This is a genomic window from Amycolatopsis kentuckyensis, assembly GCF_041679295.1.
GTDB classification, from domain to species: Bacteria; Actinomycetota; Actinomycetes; order Mycobacteriales; family Pseudonocardiaceae; genus Amycolatopsis; species Amycolatopsis kentuckyensis_A.
Genome location: NZ_JBGDMD010000004.1, coordinates 814,691 through 825,377, shown reverse-complemented (window position 1 = coordinate 825,377; position 10,687 = coordinate 814,691). Strand labels below are relative to the sequence as shown.

General features: G+C 71.3%; 13 protein-coding genes. 10 read left to right on the top strand and 3 right to left on the bottom strand.

The features are described 5' to 3' along the window. Positions 1–30 precede the first annotated feature (30 nt). The 6 genes from ACERZO_RS20395 to ACERZO_RS20370 are packed head-to-tail and all read left to right on the top strand — an operon-like array spanning position 31 to position 5,057. Positions 31–915, top strand: coding sequence for a DUF6282 family protein (locus ACERZO_RS20395; RefSeq protein WP_372666289.1), 885 nt, complete (start codon positions 31–33; stop codon positions 913–915). Between the two features lie 12 nt (positions 916–927). Next, the gene (locus tag ACERZO_RS20390; protein ID WP_372666288.1) at positions 928–1,791 is read left to right on the top strand and encodes a hypothetical protein; all 864 of its coding nucleotides are present in this window, start codon (positions 928–930) and stop codon (positions 1,789–1,791) included. Then, a complete protein-coding gene (locus tag ACERZO_RS20385; protein WP_372666287.1) occupies positions 1,788–2,558 on the top strand; it encodes an HpcH/HpaI aldolase family protein in 771 nt (256 codons plus the stop codon). The genes ACERZO_RS20390 and ACERZO_RS20385 overlap by 4 nt, the downstream gene beginning before the upstream one ends. Next, the gene (locus ACERZO_RS20380) at positions 2,555–3,394 is read left to right on the top strand and encodes an LLM class flavin-dependent oxidoreductase (protein WP_372666286.1); all 840 of its coding nucleotides are present in this window, start codon (positions 2,555–2,557) and stop codon (positions 3,392–3,394) included. Before ACERZO_RS20385 ends, ACERZO_RS20380 begins: the two co-directional genes overlap by 4 nt. Further along, on the top strand, positions 3,394–4,314 hold the full coding sequence (locus tag ACERZO_RS20375) for a 3-keto-5-aminohexanoate cleavage protein (RefSeq protein ID WP_372666285.1): 921 nt from the start codon (positions 3,394–3,396) through the stop codon (positions 4,312–4,314). The genes ACERZO_RS20380 and ACERZO_RS20375 overlap by 1 nt, the downstream gene beginning before the upstream one ends. Beyond that, entirely contained in the window at positions 4,311–5,057 is a 747-nt protein-coding gene (locus ACERZO_RS20370; protein WP_372666284.1) for an SDR family NAD(P)-dependent oxidoreductase, read from the top strand. Before ACERZO_RS20375 ends, ACERZO_RS20370 begins: the two co-directional genes overlap by 4 nt. 33 nt (positions 5,058–5,090) lie before the next feature. On the opposite strand, the gene ACERZO_RS20365 is transcribed toward ACERZO_RS20370, so the two are convergent. The 3 genes from ACERZO_RS20365 to ACERZO_RS20355 form a co-directional block, all read right to left on the bottom strand. After that, positions 5,091–6,251 (bottom strand): LLM class flavin-dependent oxidoreductase, encoded by a 1,161-nt coding sequence (locus tag ACERZO_RS20365; protein ID WP_372666283.1) that lies wholly within the window; start codon positions 6,249–6,251, stop codon positions 5,091–5,093. 155 nt (positions 6,252–6,406) lie between these two features. Next, positions 6,407–6,970 carry a hypothetical protein gene (locus tag ACERZO_RS20360; protein ID WP_372666282.1) on the bottom strand — a complete coding sequence of 188 codons (564 nt, stop codon included), beginning with the start codon at positions 6,968–6,970 and terminating at the stop codon, positions 6,407–6,409. Between the two features lie 7 nt (positions 6,971–6,977). Then, positions 6,978–7,646, bottom strand: coding sequence for a hypothetical protein (locus ACERZO_RS20355; protein WP_372666281.1), 669 nt, complete (start codon positions 7,644–7,646; stop codon positions 6,978–6,980). 173 nt (positions 7,647–7,819) lie between these two features. Between ACERZO_RS20355 and ACERZO_RS20350 the strand changes: the two genes are divergently transcribed. The 4 genes from ACERZO_RS20350 (at position 7,820) to ACERZO_RS20335 (ending at position 10,543) form a co-directional block, all read left to right on the top strand. Further along, positions 7,820–9,376: an HD domain-containing phosphohydrolase gene (locus ACERZO_RS20350; protein ID WP_372666280.1), complete on the top strand. Its 1,557-nt coding sequence runs from the start codon at positions 7,820–7,822 to the stop codon at positions 9,374–9,376. Between the two features lie 66 nt (positions 9,377–9,442). After that, a complete protein-coding gene (locus tag ACERZO_RS20345; RefSeq protein WP_372666279.1) occupies positions 9,443–9,808 on the top strand; it encodes a DsrE family protein in 366 nt (121 codons plus the stop codon). Between the two features lie 4 nt (positions 9,809–9,812). Beyond that, positions 9,813–10,184 (top strand): hypothetical protein, encoded by a 372-nt coding sequence (locus tag ACERZO_RS20340; RefSeq protein ID WP_372666278.1) that lies wholly within the window; start codon positions 9,813–9,815, stop codon positions 10,182–10,184. A gap of 92 nt (positions 10,185–10,276) precedes the next feature. Then, positions 10,277–10,543: a GlsB/YeaQ/YmgE family stress response membrane protein gene (locus ACERZO_RS20335; protein WP_372666277.1), complete on the top strand. Its 267-nt coding sequence runs from the start codon at positions 10,277–10,279 to the stop codon at positions 10,541–10,543. Positions 10,544–10,687: the final 144 nt, after the last annotated feature.

Sequence of the window (10,687 nt, the reverse complement as noted above, 5' to 3'; positions counted from 1 at the left end):
GACTTCATAATGCGAACGAGAGGCACGCTGATGAGCCCCGCCATCGCCGCCGTCCTGGACGGCCTGGTCGACATGCACGTCCACTCCGGCCCGAGCCCGTTCCCCCGGCGCTTCGACCACGTCGAGGCCGCGCAGGACGGCGCCCGGATCGGGATGCGCGCCATGGTCGCGAAGTCCCACCACCACAACACGCAGATGGACATCCTCGCGATGAAGGGCCGCCTCGCCGACGTCAAGGCGCAGGCCTTCGGCGGGATCGCGCTCAACAGCACCGTCGGCGGGCTCAACGTGCATGCCGTGCGGATGACCCTGCGGATGGGCGGCAAGGTCGTCTGGTTCCCGACCATCTCCTCCGGCCGGCACATCGACTGCCACCCCGAGGACGGCGCCTTCCCGACCACGACCGTCCCGCTGACGCTGGAGCGCATCGACATCGTCGACGGCGAAGGCGCGCTCAAGCCCGAGGCGCTCGAGATCCTCGACGAGATCAAGGAGCAGCAGGCCGTCCTCAACGGCGGGCACATGTACCCCGAGTACATCAAGACGCTGTTCCAGGAGGCGCACGAGCGAGGCATGAAGCGGATGGTCGTCAGCCACCCCGACTTCGTGATCGGCGCCGACCCGGCGTTGTGCCGCGAGCTGATCGAGCTCGGCGCGTTCATCGAGCACGAGGTCGGCATGTACGACCCCGAGGGCACCCAGAAGTGGGACCCGAAGAACCTGCTGACCTGGATCGAGGCGCTCGGGCCGGAGCACACGGTGCTGGCGTCGGACTTCGGCCAGAAGGCGAACCCGAAGCCGGTCGACGCGTGGCTGCGCGTCGGCGAAGCGCTGCTCGACCTCGGCCTGCCGGAGAAGGACCTGCGGCGGATGGTCCGCGACAACCCGACGTACCTGCTGAACCTCGACGCCTGAAAGGACCCGCTCGTGTACGAAAAGGACGATCCCCGCTCGGCCCTGGCCACCGCGGCCCGGCCCGACAGCGGCGCCGCGATCACCGCCGCGCAGTACCTCGACCTGCGCGAATCCCCGGTCGTGCGGGCCCAGAACGTCATCCTCATCCACACCGACGCCCGCGATGGTGACGACCTCGACAACGGCTTCCTGGAAGGCGAGCTGGCGATCGTCGTCACCGACGCCTCGCCCGCGTTCACCGTGCTCACCGGAGACGGCGCGACCAAAGTGGACGCCCCCGGGCTCGTCGTGGTCCCGCCCGGCGCGTCGCGGATCAGCGTCCACGGCGACGGGCCGCTGGTCCGGCTGGTCGAGGCGACCGAACCCGCGTGGCGGGAGCGCGTCGCCAACGCGGAGGCCTACGCGCAAGCCCACCCGCGCGTCACGCTGCTGGAGCGCTGGCCGGCGCCCGCCGAAGAGCGCGTCCGCTTCTACCCCCTGTCGGAGGTGCCGGACGACCCGAAGCGGTTCGGGCGGATCTTCCGCACCCGGTCGTTCATGGTGAACTTCCTGCCGCTGCAGGACGGCCCGCGCGACCCGCGCAAGCTCTCGCCGCACCACCACGACGACTTCGAGCAGCTTTCCCTGGCCGTGCAAGGGGAATACGTCCACCACATCCGCACGCCGTGGCTGCCCGACAGCACGACGTGGCGCGAGGACGAGCACGTGCGGATCGGCAGCCCGTCGGTGACGATCATCCCGCCGCCGACCGTGCACACCTCCGCGGCGAGCGACCCCGGCGTGAACCAGCTGATCGACATCTTCAGCCCGCCGCGGGTGGACTTCTCCGAGAAGCCGGGCTGGGTCCTGAACGCCGACGACTACCCGATGCCGTGAGCGGGCGAACCGGCGGCGGGCTGTTCACCCGTCCCGCCACGCCCGTCGGGACGTGGCTGAAGATCGCGTCGACCGAGCCCGCCGAGATCATGGCGTTCGCCGGGTTCGACTTCGTCGTCATCGACCTCGAACACTCGCCCTTGGACCTGGTGACGGCGTACCGGCTGATCAACACCGCCGCGGCGCTCGGCGTGACGCCGCTGGTGCGGGTGCCGGACAAGACGCCGTCGACGATCCAGAAGATCCTCGACGCGGGCGCCATGGGCATCCTCGTGCCGCACGTCGACACCGTCGAAGAGGCAGCGGCGGTCGGGCGGGCGTGCCGGTTCCCGCCGCACGGCGTCCGCGGCGCCGGCGGCACCAGCCGGGCCGGGGCGTGGGGCCTGCGACCGAACGCGGAATACCTGGCCGCCGGCAACGACGACGTCCTCTGCATCCCGCAGCTGGAAAGCGTCGAAGCGGTCAAGGCCGCGCCGGAGATGCTCGCGCTGGACACCGTGGACGCGGTGTTCGTCGGCGCGGCGGACCTGTCGATGTCGATGGGGTCGACGCCCGCGTCGCCGGACGTGCTCGACCTGATCGCCTCGGCGATCTCCGCCGCGCACGACGCCGGGAAGAAGTGCGGGCTCGCGTTCGGCGGGGTCCCGGAGAACGCCGCGCGGGCGGTCCGGGACGGCTGCGACTTCGTGTTGCTCAGCAACGACACGACGATGCTGGCCGAAGCCGCCCGCGGCCTGGTCCGGGCGTTCCGGGACGCGGCTTCATGACGCTGTCGCTGCCGCGCACCGCGTTGTCGATCGCCGAGCTGGACGGCCTCGACCACGAGGGGGCCGTCCGGTTCGTGCGGACGCTCGAGGACTTCGGCCACCGGATGGTCTGGATCCCCGAGGTCAACGGGCGCGAGGCGTTCACGACGGCGGCGCTGGTCCTCGCGTCGACGTCCCGGCTGATCGTCGGCAACGGCGTCGCCCGGGCCCTCGAGCGCGTGCCGAAGTCGGCGGGCTCGGCGGCCCGGGACCTCGCCGCCGGCTACCCCGGGCGGTACGTGCTGGGGCTCGGGGTCAGCGGCGCGGTCCGTGAACGCGGGGTCGGACCGCTCCCCTTCCTGCGGGAGTACCTCGACGGCGTCGACAAGGTGGCGACCGGGGTGCCGAAGGTGCTCGGCGCGTACTCGGAAGGGATCACGCGGCTCGCGGTCGAACGCGCCGACGGGCTGATCACCTTCCTCGTCACGCCGGAGCACACCCGCTGGGCGCGCGAGACGGTCGGCGACCTCTTCCTGTCCGTCGTCCAGTGGGCGGTGGTGGGCCGGTCGCGCGCCGCCGCCCGTGACGTCGCGCGGGACCGGCTCGCCTACTACCTGACGCTCCCCCACCAGCTCGCGAAGCTGAAACGGCTCGGCTTCACCGACGCCGACCTCGCGCCGCCGGGGTCCGACCGGCTCGTCGACGCGCTCGTCGCCTGCGGCACGCCTTCGCAAGTCCGCGAGGCGGTGCGGGCGCAGTACGACGCCGGCGCCACCCAGGTCGCGTTGACGCTGGTCGGCCCGCTCGACGACGCGAAGCTCGACGCCTACCGCGCACTCGCCTTGGAGGAGAACTGATGCGCCCGGCCGAAAAAGTCATCATCACCACCGCGATCACGGGCTCGGTGAACATCCCGTCGCAGAGCCCGTACCTGCCGCTGTCCGCCGACGAGGTCGCCGACGCCGCGCTGGAGGCGATCGAGGCGGGGTCGGCGATCGTCCACCTGCACGCCCGCGAGCCCGACGGCCGCCCGACGCCCGATCCCGACGTGTTCGAGAAGATCGTCGGGCGGATCACCGACCAGACCGATGCGGTCATCAACATCACCACCGGCGGCGCGTCGTCGATGACGATGGACGAACGGCTCGCGGCCGCCGACCGGCTGCGGCCCGAGCTCGCGTCGATGAACATGGGGTCGATGAACTTCGTCTATTCGGGCATCGCCGACAAGGTGACGGAGTGGAAGCACGACTGGGAAAAGCCGTACGTGCTCAACACGTATTCGAAGCCGTTCGTGAACACGTTCGACAAGATCGAGCACACGCTGCGCACCCTCGGGGAGACCGGGACGCGGTTCGAGTACGAGTGCTACGACATCGGGCACCTGTACTCGCTGGCGTACTTCGTGGAACTGGGCCTGGCGAAACCGCCGTTGCTGATCCAGGGCGTGTTCGGCGTCCTCGGCGGCATCGGCGCCGACCACGCGAACCTCGAGCACATGGTGCGGATCGCGGACAAGCTCTTCGGTGACGACTACTGCTTTTCCGCGTTCGCCGCCGGGCGCGACCAGCTGAGTTTCGGCACGCACAGCGCGTGGCTCGGCGGGCACGTGCGGGTCGGCCTGGAGGACAGCCTGTGGATCGGCAAGGGGCGGCTCGCGGAGAGCAACGCCCAGCAGGTCCGGAAGATCCGGGCGGTGGTGGCGGATCTGGGCAAACCGATCGCCACGCCGGCCGACGCGCGCGCGATGCTGGGACTGCGAGGAGGAGTGGCATGAGCTTGCTGACGGGGAAGGTGGTCCTGGTCGTCGGGGCCAGTTCGGGCATCGGCGCGGACGCCGCGCGGGTGTTCGCTTCGGACGGTGCTTCGGTGATGCTGGTGGCCCGGAACGAGGAGCCCCTGGCCAAATTGGCCGCGGAGCTTTCGGACTACGACGTCGCGTACACGACGGGCGATGTGTCGTCGGCGTCCGATGTGGACGGTTTCGTTTCGGCGACGGTGTCCCGGTTCGGCCGGCTCGACGGCGCGTTCAACAACGCGGCGATGGGCGGCGGCGGGCGGCTCGACCAGGTGTCCGAAGCGGACTTCGACCGGATCATGGCGGTGAACGTCAAGGGCACGTGGCTGTGCCTGCGGGCGGAGGTCGCGGTGATGGAGCGCCAGGGGTCGGGCTCGATCGTGAACGTGAGCAGCATCGGCGGCCTGCGCGGCAGCCCGGGCATGGGCGCGTACCAGGCGACGAAGCACGCGGTGATCGGCTTGACCCGCACGGCGGCCCACGACTTCGGGCCGTTGGGGATCCGCGTCAACGTGCTGGCCCCGGGCCCGACGGAGACCCCGATGCTGGACGAGCTGCGCCGCACGATCCCGGGCGGCGTGGAGGCCCGGATCGCGGCGACGCCGTTGCGGAAGGCGGGCACGGGAGCGGAGGTGGGCTCGACGGCGGCGTTCCTGCTGAGCGACCGGGCAAGCCACTTGAGCGGAGTGGTGGTCCCGGTCGACGGCGGCTTCACGGCGTGAGCGGTGGGGCGGCCGCGGCCGCCCCGCCGGACGTCAGGCCAGGTCCGGGATCAGCTCCCCGATCAGCCGGATGCTCTTCAGCACCTTCTCGTGCGGGATGCCGCCGATCTGCTGGAGGCACATCATCCGATCGATGCCCAGCTCCGCGTACGCGCGCAGCTTCTTGCGGCACGTCTCCGGGCTGCCCACGATCAGCGAGTCCTGCGCGCTCAGCACCTCGAACACCTCGTCGTCCGGGACCTGCTCGCCCTGCAGGATCCGGGCGATCAGGAGGTTCGCCTCCGACGGCGCGTTCGCCGCCTCGCCGCGCAGGAAGTCGCCCGTCAGGCCCGGGGACTTCACGAGCTCCTCGTTGCGGGCGTTGGCGCGGACGAACTCCGTCGCCGCTTCGAAGAACGTCAGGGCCGTCACCGTGTACCACGCCGCGGCCGCCGCGGCTCCGTTTCGCATGGCCTCCTCGTCCGTGTCCGCGCAGTGGACGAACGTGAAGAAGCCGACTTGGTCGTTGACGAACGCGCCGACCGGGTCCGTGCACTCCGCGGCCGCCGCCCGGTACAGGTCGACCAGCCGGCCCGCGCGTTCCAGGGACTCCCACATCGTCGTCCCCAGCACGCCCACCCCGCGCCGGCCGGCCTCCTCGAACGACGCCGGGCTCGCCGCCGCCTGCCAGAGCGGCGGGTGCGGCTGCTGCAGCGGCTTCGGCCCGATCCCGACCCCGTCGACGCGGTAGGCGTCGCTCTCGTAGGAGAACCGTTCGGAGGTCCACATCTTCGGCACCATCTCGAACGCCTGCTGCGTCTGGGCGCGCGCGTCGTCGGGTTCGATGCCGAACAGGCGCCACTCGGGGATGGTCGACCGGGTCAGGCCCAGTTCGACGCGCCCGCCGCTGAGGTGGTCGAGCGTCGCCGCCCGCTCGGCGACGCGGATAGGGTGGTTGAACCGCCCGGGCGCGAGCACCGCGGAGTGCCCGAGCCGGATCCGGCTGGTCCGCTGGGAAAGCGCGGCGAGCATCAGTTCGGGGGCCGAGGAGAGGCTGAACTCCCCCGCGCCGTGGTGCTCGACCTGCCACCAGCACCCGTAGCCGAGCTCGTCGGCGAGGACGGCCTGTTCGATCGCTTGCCGGAACCGCAGCTGTTCGTGCCCTTCGGGCCACGGGCGCGGGTTCTGGATCTCGTTGAACAGGTCGATCTTCATCCACGGCCTCCGCTGGTCATCTTGACGGGGTTCCGGGTGGCGAAGCCCCCGGCCCGGGGCGGAGCCCCGGTTGTCGCAGCCGGGGTCACCGCAGAGTCAGTCTCCGAGAGCTACCGGGTCGTTACGGATGGTCACCCGGACGGAGCAGCTTGGCCTCAGACGCCCCCTACCCGGATCGCCACGGCGCCCAGCGCGACGGTCCCGCACACGACGAGCCCGGTGTACCCCACCACGAAGGAGAGCTTCGCGAGCGACCGCGCGGGCCGCGGCCACACGCGGTCCAGCTGGTAGGCGGCACCGGCCAGGATGTCCTGGCGCGTCTTCCCCTTGGCGACGAGCGAACGGGCTTTCGCGGTCAGCCAGAACCCGCCGATGATCTTGACCTGCTTGGTCGTGGCGCCGGCCATTCTCTCCACTTCGTAGGTCTGGTTGCCGATCAGGAAGCCGTAGAGCAGCAAGAACCCGAAGGTGAGACTGCCGAGCACCACGGGGAGGTGCCAGCCGATCTCCTGTGGCTGTTCCCGGTAGGTCACCCACAACAACGCCACGGCACCCGCGGCGAGCAGGCCGCTGACCTTCTGCGCACCGCGGGGAACGTCCTCCTCACTGGGCTCCCACCGCGACCGGCCCCGGAAGGTCAGCGCGAGCGCCGAACCCATCGCGATGATCGTGCCGGCGACGTTGACCAATCCGGCGAAGGAACCGTAGTCGGGTTGCATCTCCGCCTCACAAGAACAGTTTCGCGCTGGTCGCCGACGGCACGTCGTATTCGGCGTCCTCGAAGGTCAAGGGAAGGGACTGCCCCGTGGCACCGAAGCAGTACCTGCCGGGCCGGAGACGGCCGCGAACCGGGGAGCTGGGCGCCCCGAAGACCAACGCTTCCTCGCGCCAATACGCCGGGTGGTAGTGCACCCGCAGGTCCGGTGAACTCGTGTGCACCTCGAAGTCGAGACCGGGGGACGAGGGCTCCGCCGCCCGGCGTGCTTCCCCGGACAGGCGCACGGACAGGAACCGTCCCATCCGGGCGATGAATCCCGAGCGCGCTTCACTCGGATCGACGAGGTCGCGGAATTCCCGGCGGCGGCGCGATGGAGCTCCGCGGGCAACCCGGCGCAGGGTGGTGAAAACAGTCCGCGGATCGTTCTCGACGCCGTCCGCGGGGAAGATCGCGGTGTAGAGGTTCACGGGGAGTATTCCGCCCTCTCTCCCGTAGACGACCAGCATCGGGAGGTTGTTCGCTTCGAGGTAGCGGTACTGCCGCGCGAACCGCTCCGCGTCGACGGTGACGTCGGTGATGACGCCGGCGCGGTAAAGCCCCGCGGTCTCGGCCGATCCTCGGCCGAGCAAAGCAGTGGCGAGCTCTTCGTACTGTGACGGCGGTTCCGGCGACGACATCGGACATCCCTCTCCCGAGGGCGGCCGGCGAAGCTGCCGCGGCACCTGCCGCCATCGATGTTTACGAGTCGGCTTCCGGCCACGGAGCGTTACAGCCGGCGGGGCGGTTTTCGCTGCGCTTGGTCATCGGGCCGTCCGGGTGGCACGCTTCTTCCGGACGAAAGGCGGTGCCCATGGCGATGCGGCCGGACGGGCCGCGGCGGGCCGAGGTGCTCGCCGCTCTTTCGCTCGCCATCGATCTCGGGCTCGGGCAGCCCATGGAACACATGCTGCGCTCCGCTCTCATCGCCACCCGGCTCGCCGACCGGCTCGGGCTCGACGATGACCAGCGCGGCACCACCTTCTACGCCACCCTCGTCGCCTGGATCGGCTGCCACGCCGACTCGCACGAACTCGCCGCGTGGTTCGGCGACGACATCGCCTTCCGCTCCGCCACCTACCGCGTCGACTGGGCCGGCCTGCCCTTCCTGCGCCTGCTCGCCACGCACGCCGGCCGGGAGCGGACGCCGGTCGCGCGGGGCGTCGTCGCGGCCGCCTTCCTCCTGCGGGCCCGCGGCCGGCTCGCCGAGCTCATCCACTCCCACTGCTCCTCCGCCGGGCGGCTCGCGGACCGGCTGGGGCTGGACGAGACCGTCGCCCGGGCGCTGGCCGGCACCTTCGAACGCTGGGACGGCAGCGGCCTGCCCGCCGGCGCGCGCGGCGACCGGCTCCCGATCGAGGTGCGCGTCGTGCACCTCGCCGAGGTCGCCGAGGTCCACCTGCGCCGCGGCGGGGTCGCGGCCGCCGTCGCGATGGCCGAAGCCCGCAGCGGCCGGCAGTTCGATCCGAAGGTCGTCGCGGCTTTCACCGGCGCCGCAAGCGAAATCCTCGACGGCCTGCTCGAGGCCGACGTCTGGACGGCCGCCCTCGAGCAGGCCCCCGACCGTGACCGGACGCTGACCGACGACGAACTCGACGACCTGCTCACCGCCATCGGCGACTTCGCCGACCTCAAGTGTCCCTTCGCCATCGGTCACTCACGCGGGGTCGCCGACCTCGCCGCCGAAGCCGCCCGCCACAGTGGACTGTCCGAACCGGACGTCCGGCTCGTCCGGCGGGCCGGGCTGGTGCACGACCTCGGCCGGATGGGCGTGCCCAACAGCATCTGGGAGAAGCCCGGTCCGCTGTCGGAAGCCGAGCGGGAACGCGTGCGGCTGCACCCCTACCTGACCGGCCGGATCCTGCGCCGGGTCACGGGTTTGGAACAGGTAGCGGCCATCGCGGCGGCGCACCACGAACGGCTCGACGGCTCCGGCTACCCGCTCGGCGCGGCCGGTGCGGTGCTGGGCCCGCACGCGCGGCTGCTCGCCGCCGCCGACGTCTACCACGCGCTGCGCGAACCGCGGCCGCACCGCCCGGCGCGCGACGCCGTGGACGCGGCCGAGATCCTGCGGCACCAGGCGCGGGAGTCCCGGTTGGACGCCCACGCCGTCGACGCCGTGCTGCTCGCGGCCGGGCACGCGCGCCGCCGGACGGCGCACCCCGCGGGCCTCACCGGGCGCGAGGTCGAGGTGCTGCGGCTGCTCGCCGGCGGCGGCTCGAACCGGGTGATCGCGCGGGAGCTGTCGATCAGCGAGAAGACGGTCCGCAACCACGTCGAGCACATCTACACCAAGGCCGGCGTGTCCAACCGGACCGGCGCCGGGCTGTTCGCGCTCGAACACGGCATCGCGGGCCTGCCCGGAAGATGAGGCATCCGCCCCATGCGCGGGCGGGCGGCCGGGCACGAGGCTGGGGCACGTCGAAAGGAGCCCGCCATGCCCACCCGTGCCGTCATCAGCCTCACCACCGGACTCGAAGACCCCGAAAAGGTCACCGTCGCGTTCCTCGTCGCGGTCGGCGCCGCCGAACAGCACCGCCCGACCCTGATGTTCCTCACCAAGGAGGCAGTCCGCCTAGCCCTCGACGGCTTCGCTCAGGCGACGGCCTGCGAGGGCTGCCCGCCGCTGGCCGACCTGGTCAAGCGCTACGAAGCCGCCGGCGGCCGGTTCCTGGTCTGCCCCATCTGCTTCAACGCCCGCCACCTCACCGACGAAAGCCTGGTCGCCGGCGCGTCCCTCGGCGGCACCGTGCCGATGTGGGAGTGGATCGGCGACGAGCCCGTCACGACGTTCAGCTACTGACGCCATGACCACCGCAGGCGAGAAGTTCGCCCACGCCCTCGCGGCCCGCGACTCCGCCGGGCTGCACGCGCTGCTGGCCGGCGAAGTCGACTTCGCCGCGCTCACCCCGGGCCGCCACTGGAGCGCCACCGACCCCGCGGAGATCGTCGACGACGTGCTCCTCGGCCACTGGTTCGGCCCCGGCCGGACGATCCACGAGCTGTGCTCGGTGACCACCGGCCGGGTCGCGGACTGCGAGCACGTCACCTACCGGCTGCGGGTCGAGCGCGACGGCGTCGACCACCTCGTCGAGCAGCAGGCGTACTACACGGCGCAAAACGGAGAAATCGGCTGGTTGCGGGTCCTCTGCTCCGGCTACCGGGCGCTCGCCGGCTGAGAATCCGGTCACGCCGGCGTGGCTCACCGCGCCCCGGGGCCGTCCGCCTGCCATCCTCTGGCGATCAGGAAGACAGGCGGACGGAGGCACCCGTGGGCGTCATCAGCTGGATCGTGCTCGGGCTCATCGCGGGCTTGATCGCGAAGGCCCTCATGCCGGGCAAGGACCCGGGCGGCTGCATCATCACGATCCTGCTCGGCATCGGCGGCGCGTTCGTCGGAGGCTGGGTCGGCAAGACCCTGTTCCACACGGATCTCGGCACGTTCTTCGATCTCCGCACGTGGGGCCTGGCCGTCCTCGGCGCGCTGATCATCCTGGTCCTCTACCGGATGGTCTTCGGCCGCAGCCGCCGCGACTAGCCGAGGTGCGGAAGCCGCGTGTTCGGGTCCCTGCGGCCTGAACCGCGGCGATAATCCGGCCATGAGCGCGGAACTCGATATCCTGCTGGCCGACTACCAGGCACTGCGTGAGGACGACCGCGGGATCTCCAGCAGCCAGAGCGC